This is a genomic window from Mastigocoleus testarum BC008, assembly GCF_001456025.1.
GTDB classification, from domain to species: Bacteria; Cyanobacteriota; Cyanobacteriia; order Cyanobacteriales; family Nostocaceae; genus Mastigocoleus; species Mastigocoleus testarum.
Genome location: NZ_LMTZ01000090.1, coordinates 47,543 through 71,425 on the forward strand (window position 1 = coordinate 47,543; position 23,883 = coordinate 71,425).

A 23,883-nucleotide genomic window follows, 5' to 3' on the forward strand; every position below is an offset into this window, starting at 1 on the left:
CATAATTCAAATTATCCAGATACTTCTACGTACTTACACGCACTCTTTCGCTACAGTAGAAAAAACTAGCTTGCAAGTTGCTGATGGGTACCAACAAAAGACGAGGTGGTTATCTCGCCACGGTGGAGGGGGTAAAGAAACTTAAAGAGGCAAAAAGAATAAATAAATATACTTATGAAAAAATTAGAGAAGAAGCAAAGGTAACGTTAGATCAAGTAAAACGATTATTTAATCCTCAGTGGGGTAATGGTAAATACAAAATTGGGGAGGAAGCAGTTGAAGCGATATGTAATGTTTTGGAATTAAAGCCAGAGGATATTGTTGCTGATTGGTACCCAGTAGAAATTTCTTCGTCTGAATCAGAAATACCAAAGCCGGTAGTAAATAATCAGGACTTACACACAGACAATACAAGTACAGTCATTGCGACGCAAGAAAGCAATCCCAAACCCTTGGAAACTGGTGATGAGTTTGTCAGTCCTAAAAGTAATTCTGATACACCTGAAAGTAAAGCACTACGAATAATAGAGCAAGCAGCTAGAGATGGAGTGGAAGAACTCGACCTTTCTGGAATGGGATTAACTCAACTTCCTGCAGAAATAGGTAAATTATCTAAACTTAAAAAACTCATTTTAGGTAAATGGGATCAGAAAAACGGTAGATGGCTTGGAAATTCTCTGAGCAGTCTGCCACCAGAAATATTTCAACTAACTAACCTCACAACACTTCACCTAGATAATAATGATCTAAGCCTTTTGCCCCAAGAAATTGAACACCTAACCCAACTTACAACACTTCACCTCAGCGTAAATTTCCTGAGAAGTTTGCCTCCAACAATTGGAAAACTAACCAAACTCACAACACTTCACCTTAGTGTGAACTCTCTGAACTGTTTGCCCTCAGAAATTGGACAACTAACCAACCTCACCACACTTCACCTCGTCAATAATGACCTGAGCAGTTTGCCCTCAGAAATTGGAAAACTAAAAAACCTCACAGCACTTTACCTCAGCGTAAATTCTCTAAGCATTTTACCCTCAGAAATCGGACAACTAACCAACCTCATAACACTTCACCTCAGCTACAACTCCCTGAGTAGTTTACCCTCAGAAATCGGACAACTAAAAAACCTTACAACACTTGACCTGTATAATAACTCTTTGAGCAGTTTGCCCCCAGAAATTGGACAACTGAACAACCTTACAACACTTCATCTACACAATAACTCTTTGAGCAGTTTGCCCCCAGAAATTGGACAACTAACAAACTTGATAATATTTGACCTGTACAATAACTCTCTGAGCAGTTTGCCCCCAGAAATTGGACAACTAAGCAACCTCACAAAACTTCACCTCAGTTATAATTATCTGAGCAGTTTGCCCCCAGAAATTGGACAACTAAGCAACCTCACTACACTTCACCTCAGTTATAATTATCTGAGCAGTTTGCCCCCAGAAATCGGACAACTAACAAACCTCACTACACTTCACCTCAGGTATAATTCTCTGAGCAGCTTACCCCAAGAAATTGGACAAATAATCAACCTCACTACACTTAATATCAGTGAAAATTCCCTACCTCCTACTCCGCCAGAGATTTTAAGTAATCCTGCAAACATTATTAATTACTATCTATCCCTGCAGAATAACCAAACAAAACCTCTTCATGAAGCGAAAATGCTTTTGGTTGGTCAAGGTAGTGTTGGTAAAACTAGCCTAAAAGAACGTTTAATTAGAAACAAATACGATCCGCATCGCAACAAAACCGATGGTATTGATATTGAAGATTGGACGATAGAATTAGGTGAGCGTCAGCTTCAAGTTAATATTTGGGATTTTGGTGGACAGGAAATCATGCATTCTACCCACCAATTTTTCCTGACCAAGCGTAGTCTTTATGTTTTGGTTTTGGACGCCACATTAGGAGAAGAAGAAAACCGCATTGAATATTGGCTGAAGATAATTCAAAGTTTCGGTAAGGATTCCCCAGTAATTATTGTCGGGAATAAAGCCGATCAACATCCTTTAGATATTGACCAGCGAAGTTTGCAAAATAAATATCCCCAAATCAAAGCTTTTAAAGAAACTTCTTGTGAGAAAAACACAGGAATTGAGGAATTAGAAGAAGTTATAAAACAAGAAATTAACCAGCTAGAACATATTGATGACCAATTACCCCTAACTTGGTTTAATATCAAACAAAAACTGGAAGACTTAGACAAAGATTATATTCCGTACAGTGAATACGAATTCCTTTGCGAAACAGAAGGGGTAGAGGAAGAAGATAAACAAAGCACTCTGATTCAATTTCTTCACGATTTAGGAGTTGTGCTGAACTTTAAAGACGATCCTAGATTAGAACATACCCATGTACTTAACCCAGAATGGGTAACTAATGGCGTTTATAAAATTCTCAACGATCGCCATTTGATTCTTGAAGAAAAGGGAATTCTCAGACGAGAAATGCTAGCAAGAATTTTAAATCGTCGTGACTACCCAAAAAATAAGCATATATTTATTATCGATATGATGCAAAAGTTTGAATTGTGTTTTGAGATTGAATCAGATAAAAAATTTCTAATATCGGATATTTTACCGAAAGAAGAACCCGAAACAGGTGAGTGGAATAATACCTTAGCTTTTGAATATAATTATCTTGTTTTACCTAGTAGCATTATTTCCCGTTTCATTGTCCGCATGAATCATTGGATTTCTAGAAAGACTTATTGGCGTAGCGGAGTAGTTCTTGTAAAAGAAGGGAATAAAGCTTTAGTTAAAGCTGACAGAGAAGATAAAAAAATTATTATTCGTGTCAAGGGTCCAGAAAACACCAGACGTAATCTCTTGACTGCTATTCGTTCTCAATTTGACTATATTCATAAAACTATTCCTGGTATTACTCCAGAGGAAAAAGTACCTTTGCTAGATCGTCCAGGAGTTCCCCCAGTTGATTACCAGTGGTTATTAAGTTTGGAAAGAAAAGGTTACAGGGATGTGATTGTACCAGGACTTACTGAAGAAATTAGTATTGAAAAATTACTCGATGGGATTGATGAACCAAGTAAACGTAGAAATTAGTCCCGTAATGCGTAATTATTTTGAAAAAAAGTAGTGGACTAACACACCCTACCTTGCTATCGTGCTGTGAAGAAATCAAAAATCAAGAATCTAATTGTCCATTAATTCTGGCATTGAAACCATAAACTTGACGATCGCCAGCTAAAGGAATAACTGTAACTTCTTTCTCATCACCTGGTTCAAACCGAACAGCAGTTCCAGCAGGAATATCAAGACGCATTCCCCGTGCTTGTTCTCTGTCGAAGTTTAAAGCTGCGTTGACCTCATAAAAATGAAAATGGGAACCAACTTGAATCGGGCGATCGCCTGTATTTGCAACTAGCAATTTTGCTGGTTGACGACCTGCGTTTAATTCAATTTCCCCTTCTGGGGTAATAATTTCGCCTGGAATCATAAAAAAAAGTCAAAAGTCAAAAGTCAAAAGTTAAAAGTCAGAAGTCAGAAATCAGAAGAAATAACCTATTACTTATTACTTATTACCTATTACCCATTACTCATCACTCATTACTCATTACTTATTACTCATTACTCATTACTTATTACTTATTACTTATTACTCATTACTTACCACTCATTACCGAATCGGATTATGCACCGTAACTAACTTCGTTCCATCAGGAAAAGTAGCTTCCACCTGCACTTCATTAATCATTTCTGGGATACCTTCCATAACATCATCCCGAGTTAACAAGGTAGTTCCATAACTCATTAAATCTGATACCGTACGTCCATCCCTCGCACCTTCTAAAATTGCAGCAGAAATAAAAGCGATCGCTTCAGGATGATTTAACTTTACACCCCGTTGTTTACGCCTTTCTGCTAACAAAGCAGCGGTAAAAATCAACAGCTTATCTTTTTCCTGCGGTGTTAATTGCATTTTCTTATTTTGTTTAAAACCCTTAATTAACCTCTTTTGCAGCCTTTGGGTTTATGCGATCGCTTTAAAGCATCCAAACCCGAGGAACAGAACTACCACGACTTAAAAAAGATGTCCGTAACAATAACCAGACATTAATAAACCAGTTTCGCACTTCTGCAGTAGAATTACCTCGATATCTACATAAAAATCCATTATTTAAACGAGTAACACCTTGGTTTGGGGATTTGGAATTGGGGATTGGCGTTAGCGCAGCGTGACGCGACAGCGTCATGTGGGGATTGGATTTCCAAAGCGATCGTACTTGTTCGACTATATCTTTAGAAATGGTCTTACCAACAAATATCAAACTTCCAATAACTGCTTGTCCTGCTAAACCGTTGGGACTATAGAAAATTTCCTCACTACCCGGTAACCATTGTCTATCTATCCATAGGGGTATACCTTCTTGGTAAATTTCCGTGTGCGATCGCCAATTTCCCTGGACAAACTTTTCTCCCCTAGCAGTACGTCCAAATCGGTTAATTTCCCAACCCAAAAAACTAGCATTATTTGCTAAATCTACTCGTAGGTCTTGGCGATAGTCCGCAGCGTTAAAAACTATTGTTTCTTGGGGTAACCATTCCAAACAAGCCCTTTCATCAACATTTATCTCAATCTTTTGTCTTGCTTGGCTCCCATTGCTGCGATAAATTTTACTTGCTGCAGCTGTTGTAATTAATGCTTGAGAATTGGGTTGTAAGTCGAAATTACACGATAGGCGATCGCCACCAACCACACCACCAGCAGTATGCAAAATGATGCTGTGACAAATCTTTTGTCCTTCTGGATCAGTTTGCTCTTCTGGATATAATGGACGCTGTACCTTTAATGGTGCTTGATTTTGTTGTTCGACAATAACTGTTTTTCCCTGACGAGAAGCATAAGTTAAATTGAGCATCCCATGCCAGTTTTTTGAACATGGTGTTTTAGAATTGACTATTTTAGGATTAAGTACTTCAGAGTTGAGTACTTCAGGATTAAAATCTGAAGGCTGAATCACAAATCATGTGGATCGAATAGGTATAAACCTAATTATATAAATTTAAACCTACTGGAGATAGAAAGCAACCATACGTTTCAACCGTCGAGCGCGGTTAGAATAACTTCTCAGTACATCTATTGCAAACATAGGAGTATTTTCAATTGCAAAAAGAAAACGTTCTCGGTCGAGACATGCGATTATGCAATCAGTTTTAGCGATCGCTGTAGATGCTCGGTCGTGTTCTGGTTGAACTAATGCTCCTTCCCCAAAAACATCACCTGCTGTAATTGTTTCTACAACTTTTCCATCAACTACAAGTTCAACCTCACCTTGAATAATGCCGTACATCACACTCCCAGTTTCTCCTTCCTCAAATATCGTCTGACCGGCGACATAAGTCAGGGGAGAAGATGATTTTTGAAAAATTTCAACTGTTTTGACTGGTTCTGACACTGGTAAAATAAATTTTAGTTAATAAAAGGTTAAGCTACTCTAAAGAAAGGGTAAACTAATCTAGTTTCTACAAAATCTAGTTTCTAAATAATCTATTTCCTGCAAGATTTTATTAATAGTCAACTCGGTCGAGAGAGACAGGATAACAACTAGATTTGTAGGATTTGCTTATTCAGTCTTTAAGTATTGATAGTATAATATATCATAAGGTTTTGAGTAAATTAACTGTTGTTGAATACAACTTAACCTATTTAGTAATTTGCTTTAAATTCAGGCGATATAACAGTATCCAATCAGTTAATGGTCAAGGATTGAAGTGTTAATTTTTAACAACTTCAGCGATATGTACGCTAGTTGAGTAAACTAGACTAACATAATCTTGTTGTTGAGAAAAATTTTGAAATAAATCTTGTAAATCAGAAACAAGTTCCTCACGCTCTTTACCTTCACGAGGAAGATAAGAGCTACTCATCGCTCGTCCAATGAGTCCATCCAAATCTAAATCTTGTTTATGAGCAAAGGTATATTCCTTGAAATTGACAAAATAGGGAGTTGCTGGGAGTGGTTCCAATTTCTTCATTCGGGACTCTGCAGGATGATTTTTCGAGGATTTCCGGATAATTTTGCTATATTCTGCTGTAAATCTATCGTTGCGGTTGCGGTTATTCCATACTACTGCTAACCTTCCTGAATCTTTGAGAATCCGTCTGAACTCCATTAGGGTTGGTTCTAGATTGAACCAATGAAAAGCCTGAAAACAAGTTACTAAATCTACAGATGCATCAAGTAAATTTGTTTCTTCCGCCGTTCCATCTTTCCATTCGATGTTATTTTTTAGTGTCCCGTCCGTAGCTGCATTTCTCATCGCAGTGTTGGGTTCTATTGCAATTACCTTCAGCCCACGTTCAGCCAACTGACGTGTAGAAATACCCGTACCTGCACCAATATCTGCTGCAACTAGCTGAGATGGTGATGTTAAACCTTCGAGAATTAAATCGATTGCTGGTTCAGGATAATTTGGACGATATTTTACGTAGTCTTCGACTCGATCAGAAAATCGACCCAAGGGGTTGAGAGCATGTAAAGGTGTTTTATCCATGGTTTTTATTCAAAACATCTACAAATAGGTTAATTTAAATTTAAGGAATCAACTCAGCGATATGTAGGCTGGCACAATATTGCAAATTTACAAAGCCATCTTCGTTTGCAAAACTTCGATACAAATCTTCTAAATCAGCAACTAATTGTTTTTGTATTGTTTCTTCTGAAGAGATAAATGATACGCTTTTTGCTAAACCGATTAATTTCGCTAAATCTAATTCTTGTTGATATGCAAATATATGATCTTGAAGGTAATACCACTTTGGATTTTCTCGCAGTGGTTGAACTTTAGCATTAAAATCTGTGGCAAGACGGTTATTTGCTGTAGTCAAAATTAGTTTGTGATATTCTTTCGTAAAGTTGTCGTCCCGATTTAAATCGTTAAAAACTAGTGCTAATCTTCCAGATGATTTAAGAACTCGGCTAAACTCCAATAAAGTTGGTTTGGGTTTAAACCAATGAAAAGCTTGAAAAGAAGTTATGAGATCGACAGATGTATCAGGTAAATTTGTTGTTTCTGCTGTTCCGTCTTTCCATTCAACATTAAAATATGATGTTGATTTTGCAGATACACGGCATGTCCGATCTATATGTGTAGATCCTGTACTTTTTAATTTCGTACTTTCAGATTCTGTACTTTTAGATTCTATATTTAGAGATATTGCATTTTTACCTGCATTCCTCATCGCTGCATTCGGTTCTATTGCAATTACCCTCACACCACGTTCAGCTAACTGACGCGCAGCAATTCCTGTACCTGCACCAATATCTGCTACGACGATTTGAGGTGGTGATGCTAAGCCTTCAAGAATCTTATCAATTAATTCCTCTGGATAAGTAGGACGATATTTGGCATAGTTTTCAACTTTATCAGTGAAACGATTTAGCGGGTTGAGGTTATAAAGAGCTTCACTATGAGTCATATAGCACTAAATAATAAGTTTAGCTGGAACCGAAAGCTATAATTTGTCAGCTTTTGTTAGTACCTAGCGATCGCGTACCAGATCGGTTCTGATGTTAGGGAACCTGTAGATAGGGCAAGTCAGCTTGGGCTTGGGTATCAGTAAGTTGAGACATTTAATGTCAATAAATTTTATTTGGTAGAAGCACGCTTAGTATGTTCTCCAAATACATATCAACAAACCAACCATCTAAAGAAAGATATTATCAGTTGTCAGTTAACAGTTAACAGTTAACGGTTATAGTTATACCAATTCAATAAATCATTGCAACAGATTCTCCGGTAGAGACGTTGCATGCAACGTCTCTACAAAATCTATCTGTCTCATTATTTTTCCAAATTGGTATTACAAATCGCCAATCCCTAATCCCCAACACAAAAAAGCCGCCTCCTTCCAAGAGACAGCTTTTTTGTTTGCTTTTTTGTTTAGAAATAATGGGGTGAAGGAATATTAGTAGTCGAAGTCACCACCCATTCCAGCACCAGCACCAGCACCAGCTTCTTTTGGTTCGGGCTTATCAACAACGATACATTCGGTTGTTAAGACCATACCAGCAATAGATGAAGCATTTTGCAAAGCAGAGCGGGTCACTTTTGCAGGATCGACAATACCAGCGTTGAACATATCAACAAATTCACCATTTGCAGCATTGTAGCCGGTAGCAAAAGGCTTCTCTTTTAAGCGTTCGGAAATTACTGCACCGTTTTGACCTGCATTTTCAGCAATTCGCATTAAAGGAGCTGCTAAAGCACGAGCTACAATCAACGCACCAATTAGTTCTTCACCTGTGAGCTTGCTATTAGCCCATTCTTCCAATTGGGGAGCTAGGTGAGCCAAAGTTGTACCACCACCAGGAACGATACCTTCCTCTACAGCAGCTTTGGTCGCGTTGATCGCATCTTCTAGACGCAGCTTCTTATCTTTCATTTCGGTTTCGGTAGCTGCACCAACTTTAACTACAGCTACACCACCAGAAAGTTTTGCCAAACGTTCTTGAAGCTTTTCTTTATCATAGGAAGATTCAGTTTCTTCCATTTGACGACGAATTTGTTCGCAACGAGCTTTAACTCCTTGTTCGTTACCTTCTGCAACAACTGTGGTGTTGTCTTTGGTAATGGTGATGCGGCGAGCTTTACCAAGCATATCAATCTTGGTGTTTTCTAATTTCAAACCAGCATCTTCTGTAATTACTTGACCGCCGGTTAAAATCGCAATGTCTTCCAACATCGCTTTGCGTCTGTCACCAAAACCAGGAGCTTTAATCGCTGCTACGTTGAGTACGCCACGTAGACGGTTAACAACCAAAGTTGCTAAAGCTTCTTTTTCAATATCTTCAGCAATAATTACTAAAGGCTTACCAGCACGAGCAACCTGTTCCAGAACTGGAACCAAATCTTGTACTAGAGCAATTTTCTTGTCGGTAAGCAAAATTTGAGGTTCGTCAAAAACTGCTTCCATTCGCTCAGTGTCGGTAGCGAAGTAAGGAGAGATGTAGCCTTTGTCAAAGCGCATCCCTTCAGTAATTTCTAGTTCGGTAGACATGGACTTCCCTTCTTCCAAGGAAATCACACCTTCCTTACCAACTTTATCCATTGCTTGAGAGATCATCTGACCGACTTCTTCGTCGTTACCAGCAGAGATCGCTCCAACTTGAGCAATAGCTTTAGAATCTTCTACTGAGCGAGCATTTTCTTTGATTTTATCAACTAAGAAAGCTGCTGCTTTATCAATTCCACGCTTAAGCTGAATCGCGTTTGCACCAGCTGCAACGTTGCGCATACCTTCTTTAACCATCGCATGAGCCAAAACTGTAGCTGTGGTGGTTCCATCACCTGCAGCATCATTAGTTTTGGAAGCAGCCTGACGGATTAAAGAAACGCCGGTATTTTCTACGTGGTCTTCTAATTCAATTTCTTTAGCGATAGTTACACCATCATTAATAATTTGTGGTGCACCAAATTTTTTCTCTAAAACTACGTTGCGACCTTTGGGACCAAGGGTAACCGCTACAGCCTCAGTTAAAATATCCATACCTTTTTCCAAGGCACGGCGCGCGTTCTCGTTGTAAATAATTCGCTTAGCCATAGTAGTGGAAGAAGTTAGTAAGCTTTGGGTTTTTAATTAACTGTCAAAATAATTGATGAGGTTTGAATTAAGAGCTTTTGAGCTATCGCCTTTCGAGCGATCACCGCCCTTGACTCTTAATCCATGAATTTAGCAAACTACGAAACTACCGCCAGAATATCTTTCTCTGAAAGTAATACATATTCATCTGTACCCAACTTAATGTCGGTACCAGCATATTTGGAGTAAAGAACCTTATCTCCAACTTTTACATCCATAGCCATGCGGCTACCATCATCTTTAAGCTTACCGTCACCAACAGAAATTACTTCACCAACTTGGGGCTTTTCTTTTGCTGTATCAGGCAAATATAAGCCACCAGCTGTTTTTTCTTCCGAGGCGCTCACTTTTACAAATACGCGATCGCCTAATGGTTTAACTGTAGAAACACTTAGAGATACTGCTGCCATACAAATTTACTCGCCTTGTTAGCACTCTCAACTCCTGAGTGCTAATTTACCGAAGGAAAGCCTGTGATGGCAACAATTAACCTAGTACGGGTTCCCGAACTTGAAAAGTGTTAGTTATTGTAAGTAAAAATACTTAATAAAAATATTATTTTTGTTTTTTTTGGTGTCTTTGGGATAGTTTTATCTAGGCAATATTTGCAAAGCGAAAAAATTGTTATAGAACAGTAAACAGAGATCTGCCTTTACGGGTAATAATAAAGTGATTAACTTAAATGTTCGAATACCGAAAACAATCCAACCAAAGGAATATAAAATCCTGAATATTTGTGCAAAAAGTTTGCGGCTCACAAAAAGTCAGTCTCAAATTTTTATCTGTACTGAGCAGGCAAATCGAAAAATTTGTTTAAAACGAATTGGCCTTGAATTTTGGGGAAACTTAAAAAAACAGGTCGATAAATTAAGGTATGGTCAACATCGATATACTCGTTCTTACTGCATGGGAATATCTAAATCCGAGTGGTTACAAGTTTATTTATGGGGATCGAGCCAAAATAACTTACTTTGAAGGTTTATAAAAAATGATTTAAGTGCAAAGCTAATCCAAAAGTAATAGAACCCAAAATCCAATAACTATTAATATAGGTAATTAAGGGTAAAAAGAATCGGCTGTAAGCTCATCTCAACCGCAAAAAATCTTATAAAGGAAAAGAGCAACTTATGGAAGCTTAACATTTATAGGGTATGAGAAGCGGTAGAAATTAGAAAAGCGACATATGTTTAGATTTGAGAGCGTATAGGGCGAACATTTAGATATAAATCTGAAAGATTATTATTTATTCGGTGTTTTTTAGCCTGCCACTTTCAAAGCGATATATAATAGCGCATTATAGATACTACTGCTCTACGTATCCTTACGAGACTTAAGCCATCGCACACTAGTTTCATTAAGAGTGGCTGACACTCAATGAGATTTAGTGTAAGCAAGGGTAAGTCATGTAAGAAAAAACAACAACATCTCAATAATCCACCATAGACGATAACTACACAAGACCTTGATGGACCGAAGCGCGACAAGTGCCACTGCTATGAAAGAACCCAGCATGAAAGATCACAAAAGACTTCTATTGATTGATGATGACCCTAACCTCATCTTGCTGGTGAAGGATTATTTAGAGTTCCGGGGCTATGAAGTCATTACAGCCGAAAATGGTCGAGAAGCTCTGGATATCTTGGAGCAAGATATTCCAGACATGATTATTTGCGATGTAATGATGCCGGAAATGGATGGTTATACCTTTGTTGAACAAGTTCGGCAAACCGAACGTACTGCTTGGATCCCTGTCTTGTTCCTTTCAGCTAAGGGGCAAAGTGCAGACCGAGTAAAAGGTCTGAATAAGGGTGCAGATGTCTACATGGTCAAACCATTCGAACCAGAAGAATTAGTAGCCCAAGTAGAATCTTCACTCAAGCAAACTATCCGTTGGAAAGAACACCAAGCTAAAGGCGGAGATAACGGTTCCAGAATTCAGGTTCCTTTCGATGTGCAACTGACTCCAACGGAACTGAAAGTAGTGCAGTTTGTAGCCAGAGGTTTAGCTAATCGCGAGATTGCTGAAGAGCTAAACGTGTCTCAACGCACTGTTGAAAGCCATGTTTCCAACATGTTAGGCAAAACTAACCTCCATAACCGTACTGAGTTAGCTCGCTGGGCAATTGAGAACCAAATGGCATAGACCACAAATTTTTGGTTTCAAATTTTTGGTTTCAAATTTTTGATTTCAAGTTTTTGATTTCAAGTTTGGGATTATAGAAATTTGCGATTCTAGGGCTAGCCAAAATAGAAAGTAAGACTTAATAGCTAATCACTCAACTAAAATCTTGCCTTGTATGGTTAGACTATTAAAACTTAAAACTTCTTGAAAGGTTACCATTTAGGTTTTCAAGTTTGAGTTTTCAAGTTTGAGTTGCCAAGATTTGATATTCTCTTAAATCCTCACCACAAATAGGGCAAATTTCAGTCCTAGCTAGGTTTTGGCAACTAAAGGAAAGTTCCCTTCTTGATTGCAAATATAATTTGTTGTTAGGGGGCGCTTTCCCCTGGCTCCTAAGGGTTTGCAAGCTTTAAGGCATTCCAGCATGAATAAGTTCTGGAACGATCGATTTTAAACAAATATCTCTAAGAGTTTAGCTCCTCTCAATTCTCAGAGATATGCACATCACCAAAAATCTGTAGGGACATACCACGGTAAGTCTCTACAAGACTCAAAAATATAGAAATTTGTTTCAGAAATTTTTCTTATTGGAATGTTCCCGATGATATATAAATTTTGCTCTTTGGAGGTTAATCAACACTCGTCATTAGAAAATTCGCATTTATATAAAAAGTCAAATTAATTCGATGGAGGCTTGTCAGTTTTAACTTGTTTTGCTATGAGTTTTGCGTTCGATAATCTCTTTTAAAACAAGACTGACAAATCCCAAACAAGCTAGCAAAACTGCAGCAGCAAATGCTGTTTGAGTTTCATATTGTTTATAAGCTTGTTCTACAAATAAAGGTAAAGTTTGAGTTTTACGGATAATATTGCCCGATACTACTGAAACGGCACCAAATTCTCCCATTGCTCGGGCATTAGTTAAGATTAATCCGTAAAGTAGACCCCAACGAATATTGGGTAAAGTAACTCGCCAAAAAGTTTGCCACTGACTAGCTCCCAAAGTTCGAGCAGCTTCTTCTTGATCGGGACCAATTTCTTCTAGAACTGGAATTACTTCACGAGCAACAAAAGGCATAGTTACGAAAGCTGTTGCTAAAATCATCCCAGGTAGAGCAAAGATGACTTTAAAATTGACTGATTCTAAAGCTGAGCCAAGCCAGCTGTTGCGCCCGTAGAGTAAAACCATCATTAAACCTGCAACTACAGGTGACACAGAAAAGGGAACATCTAAAATACTAATGACCAGGGCGCGACCAGGAAATTTGCGTCGAGCAATTACCCATGCAGCACATAATCCAAAGATTGCATTGATCGGAACCACAATTAATGCAATCAACAGGGTTAATTGAATTGCATGGATAAATTCGTCAGTGGTTATATAGCTAATAAAATCGCCGAATCCATCTTTAAAAGCTTGGTAGAAAACGTTAATTGCCGGAATAAATAAAATCAATAAAAGATATATAACAGCAGAAAAAATTAAAATTAATTTAGTTCTGTTTGATTTTTGGTTTATTGACTGTTTCATTGGCTGTAGGGGATTGGTGATAGGGGATAAGAGATAAAAACAGTAGTCTGCAAGAGTGTGCTGCTAATCATAAATTGCTAACTGACAACTGTTCACTGATATCTTCTTCCCCATGCTTGTAATAGGTTAATTAGCAATAAAATAAATAGAGAAATTGTTAAAAGAACAGTACCAATGACAGTTGCACCGGCGTAATCATACTGCTCCAATTTCTGAAAAATCAGGACAGATGCAATTAAGTCTTTGAAAGGAATATTTGATGAAACAATTGCAATCGAGCCATACTCACCAACAGCACGAGAAAATCCTAGGGCTATACCTGTAAGCAATGCAGGAAATAATGGAGGTAAGATTACTCGCCAGAATGTCTGAAATTTTGATGCTCCCAGACTCCATGCAGCTTCTTCAATATCAGTATCCATTTCTTGTAAGACTGGTTGTAATGCTCGAATAATAAAGGGTAAAGAAATGAATAACATTGCAACGAGTACGCCGGAGCGCGTAAACGCAACTTTGACGCCCACATTTTTCAGTAAAGAACCAATCCAACCATTTTCGCTATAAACATTTGCTAAAGTCAGACCTGCAACTGCTGTTGGTAAAGCAAATGGTAAATCAATCCCTGCATCAATTATTTTTTTAAAAGGGAAGTCATAACGAACTAATACCCAAGCAACTAAAGTTCCAAATACTCCATTTAGGATCGCTGCAAATAATGCGGTGAGAAACGTGACGTTGTATGCAGAAATGGCAATCGGACTTGTTGCTATTTGCCAAAATTCTGCTGGTTTTACTCTACTTGCCTGCAAAAGTAACGCTGCAACTGGCAGTAAAAGCATTATTGTAAGATAGCCAATGGTGATTCCCCAAGGCAAAGATATTTGAGGAATTTTAGTTTTTTGATTTTGATTATTTGATATAGCAGGATTCATCAGTTATCAGTTATCAGTTTATTGCTAACGCCACGCCCTTACGGGCTACAGTTATCAGTCAATGATTACTTCTTGCTTATTACTTATTACTTATTACTTATTACTTATTACTTATTACTTATTACTTATTACTCATTACTCAAATATCACCTAATACTTGCTTGAATTTTGTCGAAAGCGGCTCCATTATCAAAGAATTGGCTTTGAACTTTATCCCAACCACCTAAATCTTGTACCGTAAATAATTTTTTGACTGGTGGATATCTATCTGCGAACTCTTGAGTAACGTTGGAGTTTACAGGTCGAAATCCAATTTTGGCAAATTCTCTTTGAGCTGCAGGGGTGAAGAGATATTTCACAAAGGCTTCGGCTATTTCTCGGTTACCATGTTTATCAACATTTTTATCAACAACGGCAACCGGATTTTCTATAGAAATATTAGTCTCGGGGACAATATAAGGACGTTTTTTCTCTCTTAATCCAGCTAATATGATTTCATTTTCATAATTAATTAAGATATCTCCTTGATTTTGATTGATAAATACATCGCTTGCTTCCCGCGCATCCCTGGGCATTATTGGTACATTTTGATAAACTTTTTTCGTGAATTCTAAAGCTTGGGAATCTGTCATTCCAACCTGTTTTTGGACACCCCATAATGCTAAGAAATTCCACCTTGCAACACCGGAAGTTTTGGGATTAGCCGTAATAATATCCAGGTTATCTGTTGTTAAATCTTCCCATGTCTGAATTTGCTTTGGATTTCCTTCACGGGTAACTAGTACCGCAACAGATTTCGTAACGATCGCATTGTTAGGGGCTTCATTTTCCCAACCTTGTTGAATTAAACCTGCGTTCTCTATTTTCTGCATATCTAACGCTAGGGCTAACTCAACTACATCTGCGTCTAAACCGTCTATCACTGCACGGGTTTGTGCGCCAGAAGGAGCATAACTTTCATAGAAGCGGATTTTTTGATTGTGTTGTTGCTCCCACTGCGCTACAAATTGAGGGATAATTTTTTTGTATGCAGGTCTAGTCACTGCATAGGAAACCAGAGTTAGTTCGGGGTCGGAATTCTTAGCATTGGACATAGAGCATGAAGTAATAGCTAAGCTCAAATTGATCCCCAAAAATATCAGGAATATAAATCTACTAAGTCTCCCCCTAAAAATGAGATGGACGATAGAGCGCCACAACCCCATGAGTATTCTCCTATTAATCTCCGGTTTATCGGTCGGGATTCCGGATTATTCATACTAATTTTATACCTTAAGGGGACATCAAAACAATTTAAGAATCAACGAAAGTGATTGTTTGTAGATATAGCATCGAGCAATTAGGGCCTGCTGAACACTGAAGCTAATGACTTGTGCGTAGCACCATAACTGCATATGTTATTTTTCTTGGCGACTATTAATTCTGAACAAGGCAAAGATAACTGTGACCTCGTGGTCACATAACGCTAACGTAGAGCAATTAGGCAAAGGGGGAAAGTACTTCCTTCCTCTTTGCCTTTTATATTGTTTGGGGCTGCAAATTAATAACCTTGGATTCGCAATCAATTGCTTTCAAGGGGAATCGGTAGAAATTATGATTCCCGCTCCTTAAACCTTTACTAGTCCTCTACTACAAACCGTTAATATTTATTACAGTTTAATTGTCAAGGTCTAATTTTTAGGTTCTAGTTTTCAGACTCTAATCTTCAGCTTCCTCAGATGGTTTTTCTCCTAAGCGAACTGATATGGAATTTTTTTTATCCCCACGAGTTACGGTAAGGGGTAAAGATTCACCAACATTGCTACTGTTAACAATTTCAATCACTTCTTTGGCGTCAGTAGTTGGTTTCCCAGAAACTTCTGTAATTATGTCCCCCCGACGTAAACCTGCAGTTTCTGCTGGTGAATTAGGAAAAACTTTGACGATAAGTATTCCTTTTGTTTCAGGTACCTTCAAGTTAGTACTTGGGTCATTATTAAATTCCTGAGCAATTTCGGGAGTTAAAATAATCATCTGGATCCCCACATAAGCACCTTTATTTGATTGAGATGCTTCTGGATCTTTAATTTCGTCGCTAGTTGGAGAAGTTGTTTTTTCTGTTTCTACTTGAGGAGAGGTTGTTTGTTCGGGTTTTACCGGAGTTTCAATTTCATCGCTGGTTGGAAAATCTTCTTGTTTTGGTTGTACGGGTGTTACTGTTCGATCAGAAGTTGAAGAATCTTCTTGCTTCGATTCTGTTGGAGTTTGAGTTTCATCAGGGGTTGGAGAAGTCTGCTGTGGGGTATTTGGGATCTGAGCAAACGTTACAGACAAGAAACTTCCTAATAAGGTTGCGAATAAGATGGTTGCGGGGAAAATAAGTAGACGTTTCATGAAATCTATGACTCTCACAAACTACCGTTCAATAGTGTTTACTAATTTAAAATAGACAAATAAGAAAAAATAGAGTCCAATAATTTTGGGACAGTTGAATTTAAAATCATATACGTAAATCTGTTAAAGAGCTCCCACCCCAATATCTCCAGACATTCCTATAAGTAAATGTCAATAATTTTCATCCCTCTTCAGGTACAATACTGAAAAATTATTTTTATAGAACTTGTCGAAGTTCAAAACTCCCAGCCTTTAGGCGGGAGATGTAGAACGAGTTAGCACGTTTACGTGCAGTCAATCTTAGGTTACGTCATGATGCCGCTGTTCCTCAATATATCTTCTAATAGTTTCATTGCTGACGCTACCAGCGGTTGAAACAAAATACGAGTGGGTCCATAAGCTAGGTAGTTTTAATAGATGTGGAAATTCTTTTCTTAAGTACCTAGAACTTCTACCTTTGATTTGTGCTGCAACCTGACGAGCTGCGATATCAGGTAAAACATTAACGAATAAATGAACGTGATCTGGCATGATTTCCAATGCGATAATCTTCCAGTCTTTTTCTTTGCAGGTATCCCAAATAATTTCTCTCAATCTTTTTTCTACATCCCCTATCAATACTCGTTTTCTCCGTTTTGGTATCCATACAAGATGAAAATTAATCATTGAAACAGTATGATTTTTTCTTCTGTATTGCTGCATTTTTACGGATTTGTACGCTATAGTTATGTAGATATAAGTAGCACATCTACAATAAACGTTGCAATAAATGCTTTTAGGATATCAAAACAAGTTAAAACCAAATAAGAAGCAGACCTTAAAGGTTCTTAGTTGGATTGATATGCTAAGAGCTAATTACAATTACAATCTTGCTGACAGGGAGGTGACTTATCAAGAGAGATTCGTACAAGGGGAGTATTGTAATTTAAGGAATAAAGGTACTGCTTGTCCTTTAACCTGTTCAGTATCATCTAATTCAGCTACTTCTGATACTGGAGATATTTATAAGGTTAAGAAGAAAACTAGGGAGATTAAGTTAAAAACTGCTGAAGAGATACAAATAACGAACCTTCCGATTTTAAAGAAAACACGCCCGTGGTACAAGGAAATAGACTCAACTGTATTGCAACAAAACGTTAAAAGGTTACAAGTTGCGTACAATAATTTCTTTGCTGGACGTAGTAAGTATCCAAAGTTTAAAAATAAAAGCAATTTTAAATCGTTTACTTTTACTTCTGGAATTAAAGTAGCTGACAAAGCAATTTATCTCCCTAAATTAGGTTGGGTAAAATATTTCAATTCTCGCCCTATTCCTGAAGGTTTTAAGGTTAAATCAGCGACCGTGAGACTAAAGGCTGACGGTTTATATGTGACTTTAAAAATAGAAAACAAGGCTGTACCTCCATTCCCTACAATCGCGGTTGAAGATGCAAAAACTGTCGTCGGCTTAGATATGGGGATAACTAAGTTGGTGCATTGCTCGGATGGCTCCCAATACGATAATCCCAGACATTCGACCAATAAGCGTACTCGTAAGCTCTTAAAAGTAAGACAACGCCGACTAGCTCGTAAAAAGAAAGGTTCTAAAAACCGTAAAAAAGCTGGTAAATTAATCGGTCGGTTGCACCAAAAAATCACCAATAAACGCGAAGCTTTCCAATGGCAGTTAGCAAACAAGCTAACCAGAAAAGCAGATGCGGTTGTTGTGGAAGATTTGAACATCTCAGGGATGAAAAAACGATGCAAGCCCAAAGAAGATGTATCAAATAAAGGAAGATTTCTAACCAACGGTCAGTCAAGAAAACGCGGTTTAAATCGTAGTATCAGCGATGCTAGCTGGTACAGTCTGACTCAAAAAATCGAATACCTAGCTGCAAAGCAGGGAAAGGTTTTTAGGCGAGTGAATCCACGTCATACAAGTCAAAAGTGTCCAGAATGTGGACACGTTGATAAAGCTAATCGCAATAAGGAAAAGTTTCTTTGTGGTAATTGTGGATATTTGGCTCATGCCGACTTGAATGCAGCCAGGAACATCAAGCAACGAGGGATTGACGAGTATTCTTTCCCCGTTGCTTGCAAAGTAAAAATACGAATGGTACCGGAGGACTTTCGGGAACCAGAACAGCTTTGTCTGTTCAAAATGCCCATCTCTGAAACAACAGAGGTTAGGAGACGCGCCGCCCGCAAGGGCAGACGGCGGGTGCCTGGGAACCCGGCTAAACAGCTTAGTCTGTTTGAGGATATTTCGGATATTTAGCCTACTCCGAAAGAATCCCCCTACTTCTAGTGGGGGGAGTGTCAAAAACTTTAATTAAAAGCTTGACTGTCCAGTCAAACTTTATTTATGTGGAAGAGTAGAAGAGAATTTCTTATAAACAAAAGTAATTGACATGATTCACCAAGAGCAAATCGCAGTTGCAACTAAAGGTCATGGTGATATGCACGATCTAACCGATCAAGTAAATCAGATCGTGAGAAATTCCGGAATTAAAGTCGGCATGGTAAATATATTTAACGTCGGCAGTACCGGGGTAATTGGCGCTATAGAATTTGAACCGGGATTAACAAACGATTTACCGCAAATTCTTAACAAACTTATTCCTCCGAGTCGCGATTATGGACACGAAAGAACTTGGCATGATGGTAATGGACATTCCCACCTTCAAGCAACTTGGCTGGGTCCAGAAATAACAGTTCCACTGCAAAATGGTAATTTGGTTCTGGGTACTTGGCAGCAAATTTTTCATCTGGAGTGCGACATTAAACCCCGACAACGTAAGGTGATGATAACAATTTATGGTGAGTGAGATTATAAATCTTGAGGTGTGAATTTTGAATCTTGAATCGCTGCTAAAACTTAATCGCACAATCCGAGCGATCGGTTTTGATGATGCACCTTTTGTTCGTGGTAGTGGAAAAAATGTTAATTTGGCAGGAATCGTTTGTGCTGGAACTCGTTTTGAAGGGATGGTGTGGGGAGAACTAGAACAAGATGGTTGGAATGCAACAGAAACTATTTGTAAATTATTAATTGGTAGCAAGTTTTTACCACAATTACATATTGTTTTAATTGATGGTATTGGGTTTGGGGGCTTTAATTTGGTGAATTTACCGGAATTAAACGCACAACTAAAACTTCCTTGCGTTGCTGTGATGCGTCGTCAACCCAATTTAGATGCTGTTAAAGATGCTATGAGTCGCTTACCAAATCTTGAAAAACGACTCGAACTGTTAAAGCTTGCAGGTGAGATTTATAGTTCTCCACCTTTTGTATTTCAAGTTTGCGGTGAAAACCCACAGATAGTTGCAGAAGTATTGCAAAGATTAACTGACTGTGGAAAAGTTCCAGAAGCTTTACGTTTAGCACATTTGATTTCTGCTGCTTTTATAAAAGGGGAAAGTAGTAGTTCAGCATAATACGCCAAATAATGTCAAAGCATTAATTCGGCGCATCATTTGTACGTTTTTCGGTTTTATTGATTATTGAAGTGATGAAAAAACCAAGTTAATCCTCATCTTCTTGTTTATCATCATCTTCTTGTTTATCATCATCTTCTTGTTTATCGTCATCTCCTTGCTTCTCATCATCTTCTTTTTTATCGTCATCTCCTTGCTTCTCATCATCTTCTTTTTTATCGTCATCTCCTTGTTTCTCATCACCTTCTTTTTTATCGTCATCTCCTTGTTTCTCATCATCTTCTGGTTTTTCGTCTTCTGTTTCTTTTTTGGGTTGGGTTGGATTTGGTTCCGGAGTTGGTGTTGGGTCTGGAGTTGGTGTCGGGTCTGGAGTTGGAGAAGAAGGTGTGTCAGTATCAGCAAAAATTGTTTGAACTCCCTCGCTAGAGTTGAACATTTCGGTACTGCTGTGTCCAACTCCAGGTACAGTTACCTTTGAATGGTTTTCTGTAATACCCGCGCCGTAGAAATATTGAAGGTAATTATAGTAGGTAGTTCCTCGCTCGAAACGATGTTTTCCCTGGAGCATTGCAGGACATTTTTTGTCGAGTGATGAACTATTTGGATTGTTATCCTCTTCACCAAGCAAGTAAACTACTTCTCTTTGAGCATATTGCTTCTTGGCTTTATCTTCGCCAACTGCTTCTAAATAGCTGTTTATGTCTTCAAAACCATATTTGTACTCGTTATAATCCCGACAATTAGATATTTCTCGATCGCTTGGAATCTGGAACTGGTCTAGGCTACCTTTTACTCGACGCTTTTTATCAAGGTAGAGATAGGAAGAAGGATTTGCAACAATGTAACGAGTTGGAATACCTGTTTCTTTGCTACCAAAAGCAACACGATGAACATATTGTCCACCTGCAGAATGTCCAGCTAGCGTAATGCTTTTCAGGTTGGGATAAACATTTTTATCTGCTAACCGCGACATAATATAATTGGCTACTACGAAAGAACTAGTTCTTTCATTTGAACTCCGCGATTTATCACCACGCTTCCAGCCTCCGTTTGTCCAATGTAAAAAATCTTCCCCAAAATTAAATTCATCTTTATCTTCCTGAAGAAGAAATTGTGGAGAAATGATAATAGTTTCCTCTAATTTCCCAGCTTTGATTGCAGCATTACGCATCCGGTCGAAATAGTCATCAGCATTTCTGTTAGTACCGTGAACTACAATGACCGCACGCTTAACCATTGCATCTGTCTCACCTAAACGCTTGTTTGCGCAATAGGGTACTTTTAGATTGCTGGAATTATTAACATTTAATCTATTTTTGCAAACTGTATCTACTGGGTCCCTCGCCAAAACAGGAGAAATATCTATATCGAGGGTAAATAAACTTGTTCCTAACAAACTTAAAGTTGTCAATGCTAACTTTTTTAGCCCAGTTGTCTTCTTTATTCTAAACATCTTCTTTTTCTCCTCATCATCCAGATTTAACAAAGAAGCTAGTCAGGGTATATTTTTCCCCTTTACAAAAAGCGAGGTATATTTATTTTTTGCTTTGAGATATAAAAGCTCAACTTTTTACGTTTATCTTGGAATTTTTTGTAGGCTCACAATATCAAGCGCATTAAAATTTAATCAGCAAAAAGTAACAAGTTGATGACAAAATTGTGTAAATAATAGGATCTGAATAATAGAATTGATAAAATATCCCATGATTCAGAAGGGAGGAGTAGAATAGCTTTTGAATATGAATTTTAGAATATAAATTTTAGCCTTTTGCCCAAACTCGCAAACTGTGTCTGACAAGGAACATCCAGTTCATTTACATCTTCTGGAAAGCTTTAATGCTGGATGGAGTGGCTTACAGCTCATTCATGAAATAGAACCTGCTGATGAAATTCCCCAAACTTATTTAGGTCAGCATTTTATTGCGATCGCATTGGGTGATTTTCGTGCTAGTTATATGCTCGGGGGAACTTGGCATCACGTGGATTACACTAAAGGTGATATTGCCATTATTCCAGCGAATCAACCTTTCCCTAGAACACAAGTAGATCGAAAAGTAGAGTTATTAGAATTATTTCTTAGTCCCATAGCTTTTGAGCGTATTAACTGCGAGTTACTGGATATAGATCGCATTGAATTAGTACCGCAGTGGTATTTACGCGATCCACTAATTGAGCATATGGGTTTGGCGCTCAAAACAGAACTGGAATTGGGAGGTGCAGATAGTCGATTTTACGCTGATTCTATGACTAATGCGCTCTCAGTACATTTGCTATCACGATATTCAACGCGAACACAAGAAATAAAAAGCTACACAGGTGGTTTACCCAAAGCTCAATTACGGAAAATAATTGATTATATAGAAGAGAATTTAGACCAAAATTTGACGTTGACTAGTTTGAGTAAACTCATTCATATAACTCCAAACTATTTTGCCAGCTTATTTAAAGAATCAACGGGAATTACTGTTCATCAATACGTGATGGGATGTCGGATTGAAAAAGCAAAAAAACTATTGCGAAGACGGGATTTGAATTTAAAAATAATTGAAATTTGTCAGCAAGTTGGATTCCAAAACCAGAGTCACTTTACCAGAGTATTTCGTCAATATACGGCAACAACACCAAAAGTATATAGAAACAATTTTCATTAAATTACATTTATATTTTAGATTTTATATTTTAGATTCAAAGCTTGGAATTCGGAATATTAGAACATTATTTGGAGTAATAGATAAGACATAGAGCAAAAATTTTTTATAAGCTTTTAGCAATCAGGTATTTCTCTTGATTGCCAGCATCTTATCATCATGTTTTTTATTCTTAAAATTAACGAAAATATTATTCCCATCTCAACTTTGTTTATTGGAATCAATGGTTTTATTGCTTTCGCACTTTCTTATATTGTGGCGTTAGAACGAACAAAAATAAGAGTTTGGCATGGAGAATCAAAAAAAGACGTAAATTTGCAAGTAGATTATTTAGAACAACCTAATGCTTGGGCAGCTTTTTTCGAGAAAATAACCCAAAAGCTAGTAGTCACAAAAACCGAAGATGATGGAGTTTTACAACGTAAAGTTCGCGCTTACGGTAATTTTAGTGAGTATGTACCACTGGGGTTACTTTTTATTCTCGCTTTAGAGTTGATGAATTCACCAACTTGGTTAGTGTGGTTCCTCGGAACTGCTTTGACCTTGGCCAGAATTAGTCATGCATGGGGTTTAATTACTACATATGGTCCCTCCCTTGCACGAGCATTTGGTTTCTTTATTACCTGGCTTGTATATTTGATTGGTGCAAGTGCCTGTGTATATTACGGAGTAGTTTTTATGCTTTAACCGCTACTCTTTACACTTGGGGTATATTTTTGTTTGATTCTATTGCAATCTAAGCTGCTTTTCTACACACAATATAGTACGTGAGTAAAATCATCGTTTTTCACTTAAGTGTCAAATAAAAGTATCAGTTCACATTTTATATATGTGAGTATTTCTCGTAAATACTCTTATATATAAAATTATTTTCTGAAAAATTAATGGTTATGAATATTTACTGATACCGATATAAATACTATTATTAGCGATACAGAGTGAATAAGTTGATATTATGAAAGATGATAAATTTAACAGCGAATGGAGAGAACAGTTAATTTAAAATAACAATTATTTAAGGAAATCTTTGAAAAATCGTTTGAAAGATAAAAAAAAATCATCGGAAATTTCACGAAACAGTAAACGTTATTACTATATTCGTCAACGACCCCCGACTAAAGTCGGAGGCTTCCAGCCTTGAGTTGACCAGACTCAGTGAAACTTCAACCTAGATACCTCATCAGGCAATACGTTTAAATAACTAAAGTCAGTGCCTGTACCTATATAGATATGAATAAAGTC

General features: G+C 37.7%; 21 protein-coding genes. 7 read left to right on the plus strand and 14 right to left on the minus strand.

Going from position 1 to position 23,883, the window contains the following annotated elements:
- Window positions 1–83: 83 nt before the first annotated feature.
- Window positions 84–3,077: a leucine-rich repeat domain-containing protein gene (locus tag BC008_RS17375; RefSeq protein WP_153009609.1), complete on the plus strand. Its 2,994-nt coding sequence runs from the start codon at window positions 84–86 to the stop codon at window positions 3,075–3,077.
- An 82-nt stretch (window positions 3,078–3,159) separates the two neighbouring features.
- On the opposite strand, the gene BC008_RS17380 is transcribed toward BC008_RS17375, so the two are convergent.
- The 8 genes from BC008_RS17380 to groES form a co-directional block, all read right to left on the minus strand.
- A complete protein-coding gene (locus tag BC008_RS17380) occupies window positions 3,160–3,471 on the minus strand; it encodes an urease subunit beta (protein WP_027846151.1) in 312 nt (103 codons plus the stop codon).
- A 180-nt stretch (window positions 3,472–3,651) separates the two neighbouring features.
- A complete protein-coding gene (locus tag BC008_RS17385; protein WP_027846152.1) occupies window positions 3,652–3,954 on the minus strand; it encodes an urease subunit gamma in 303 nt (100 codons plus the stop codon).
- Window positions 3,955–4,018: 64 nt separating this feature from the next.
- A complete protein-coding gene (locus BC008_RS17390; RefSeq protein WP_058183739.1) occupies window positions 4,019–4,894 on the minus strand; it encodes an urease accessory protein UreD in 876 nt (291 codons plus the stop codon).
- A gap of 150 nt (window positions 4,895–5,044) precedes the next feature.
- Complete coding sequence (locus tag BC008_RS17395) at window positions 5,045–5,431, minus strand: cyclic nucleotide-binding domain-containing protein (RefSeq protein ID WP_027846154.1); 387 nt, start codon at window positions 5,429–5,431, stop codon at window positions 5,045–5,047.
- Between the two features lie 319 nt (window positions 5,432–5,750).
- Window positions 5,751–6,530, minus strand: coding sequence for a class I SAM-dependent methyltransferase (locus BC008_RS17400; RefSeq protein ID WP_036268106.1), 780 nt, complete (start codon window positions 6,528–6,530; stop codon window positions 5,751–5,753).
- A gap of 40 nt (window positions 6,531–6,570) precedes the next feature.
- Complete coding sequence (locus BC008_RS17405) at window positions 6,571–7,455, minus strand: class I SAM-dependent methyltransferase (protein WP_027846156.1); 885 nt, start codon at window positions 7,453–7,455, stop codon at window positions 6,571–6,573.
- A gap of 489 nt (window positions 7,456–7,944) precedes the next feature.
- On the minus strand, window positions 7,945–9,579 hold the full coding sequence (groL, locus tag BC008_RS17410) for a chaperonin GroEL (RefSeq protein WP_027846173.1): 1,635 nt from the start codon (window positions 9,577–9,579) through the stop codon (window positions 7,945–7,947).
- A gap of 137 nt (window positions 9,580–9,716) precedes the next feature.
- On the minus strand, window positions 9,717–10,028 hold the full coding sequence (groES, locus tag BC008_RS17415) for a co-chaperone GroES (RefSeq protein ID WP_027846172.1): 312 nt from the start codon (window positions 10,026–10,028) through the stop codon (window positions 9,717–9,719).
- Between the two features lie 1,055 nt (window positions 10,029–11,083).
- Here groES and BC008_RS17425 point away from each other — a divergent pair.
- A complete protein-coding gene (locus BC008_RS17425) occupies window positions 11,084–11,761 on the plus strand; it encodes a response regulator transcription factor (RefSeq protein WP_027846171.1) in 678 nt (225 codons plus the stop codon).
- A gap of 682 nt (window positions 11,762–12,443) precedes the next feature.
- Here BC008_RS17425 and cysW read toward each other — a convergent pair.
- The 5 genes from cysW to tnpA form a co-directional block, all read right to left on the minus strand.
- Window positions 12,444–13,271, minus strand: a complete 828-nt coding sequence (gene cysW / locus BC008_RS17430; RefSeq protein ID WP_058183723.1) for a sulfate ABC transporter permease subunit CysW — start codon at window positions 13,269–13,271, stop codon at window positions 12,444–12,446.
- A gap of 92 nt (window positions 13,272–13,363) precedes the next feature.
- Complete coding sequence (gene cysT, locus BC008_RS17435; RefSeq protein WP_027846169.1) at window positions 13,364–14,203, minus strand: sulfate ABC transporter permease subunit CysT; 840 nt, start codon at window positions 14,201–14,203, stop codon at window positions 13,364–13,366.
- 146 nt (window positions 14,204–14,349) lie between these two features.
- Complete coding sequence (locus BC008_RS17440; protein ID WP_036268257.1) at window positions 14,350–15,408, minus strand: sulfate ABC transporter substrate-binding protein; 1,059 nt, start codon at window positions 15,406–15,408, stop codon at window positions 14,350–14,352.
- Between the two features lie 493 nt (window positions 15,409–15,901).
- Entirely contained in the window at window positions 15,902–16,576 is a 675-nt protein-coding gene (locus BC008_RS17445; RefSeq protein ID WP_027846263.1) for a PDZ domain-containing protein, read from the minus strand.
- 300 nt (window positions 16,577–16,876) lie between these two features.
- The gene (gene tnpA / locus BC008_RS17450) at window positions 16,877–17,278 is read right to left on the minus strand and encodes an IS200/IS605 family transposase (RefSeq protein ID WP_027846264.1); all 402 of its coding nucleotides are present in this window, start codon (window positions 17,276–17,278) and stop codon (window positions 16,877–16,879) included.
- A gap of 67 nt (window positions 17,279–17,345) precedes the next feature.
- On the opposite strand from tnpA, the gene BC008_RS17455 reads away from it, so the two are divergent.
- The 3 genes from BC008_RS17455 (at window position 17,346) to BC008_RS17465 (ending at window position 19,993) form a co-directional block, all read left to right on the plus strand.
- Window positions 17,346–18,833 carry an RNA-guided endonuclease InsQ/TnpB family protein gene (locus BC008_RS17455; protein ID WP_027846265.1) on the plus strand — a complete coding sequence of 496 codons (1,488 nt, stop codon included), beginning with the start codon at window positions 17,346–17,348 and terminating at the stop codon, window positions 18,831–18,833.
- Window positions 18,834–18,966: 133 nt separating this feature from the next.
- A complete protein-coding gene (locus tag BC008_RS17460; RefSeq protein ID WP_027846266.1) occupies window positions 18,967–19,383 on the plus strand; it encodes a secondary thiamine-phosphate synthase enzyme YjbQ in 417 nt (138 codons plus the stop codon).
- 25 nt (window positions 19,384–19,408) lie between these two features.
- On the plus strand, window positions 19,409–19,993 hold the full coding sequence (locus BC008_RS17465) for an endonuclease dU (RefSeq protein WP_027846267.1): 585 nt from the start codon (window positions 19,409–19,411) through the stop codon (window positions 19,991–19,993).
- Window positions 19,994–20,081: 88 nt separating this feature from the next.
- Here the strand turns inward: BC008_RS17465 and BC008_RS17470 are convergent, their stop codons facing one another.
- The gene (locus BC008_RS17470) at window positions 20,082–21,446 is read right to left on the minus strand and encodes a hypothetical protein (protein ID WP_058183724.1); all 1,365 of its coding nucleotides are present in this window, start codon (window positions 21,444–21,446) and stop codon (window positions 20,082–20,084) included.
- A 334-nt stretch (window positions 21,447–21,780) separates the two neighbouring features.
- Between BC008_RS17470 and BC008_RS17475 the strand changes: the two genes are divergently transcribed.
- Together BC008_RS17475 and BC008_RS17480 are read left to right on the plus strand one after the other, a co-directional pair.
- Window positions 21,781–22,644: a helix-turn-helix transcriptional regulator gene (locus BC008_RS17475; protein WP_027842945.1), complete on the plus strand. Its 864-nt coding sequence runs from the start codon at window positions 21,781–21,783 to the stop codon at window positions 22,642–22,644.
- Between the two features lie 156 nt (window positions 22,645–22,800).
- On the plus strand, window positions 22,801–23,328 hold the full coding sequence (locus BC008_RS17480; RefSeq protein ID WP_036265245.1) for an MAPEG family protein: 528 nt from the start codon (window positions 22,801–22,803) through the stop codon (window positions 23,326–23,328).
- Window positions 23,329–23,883 lie beyond the last annotated feature (555 nt).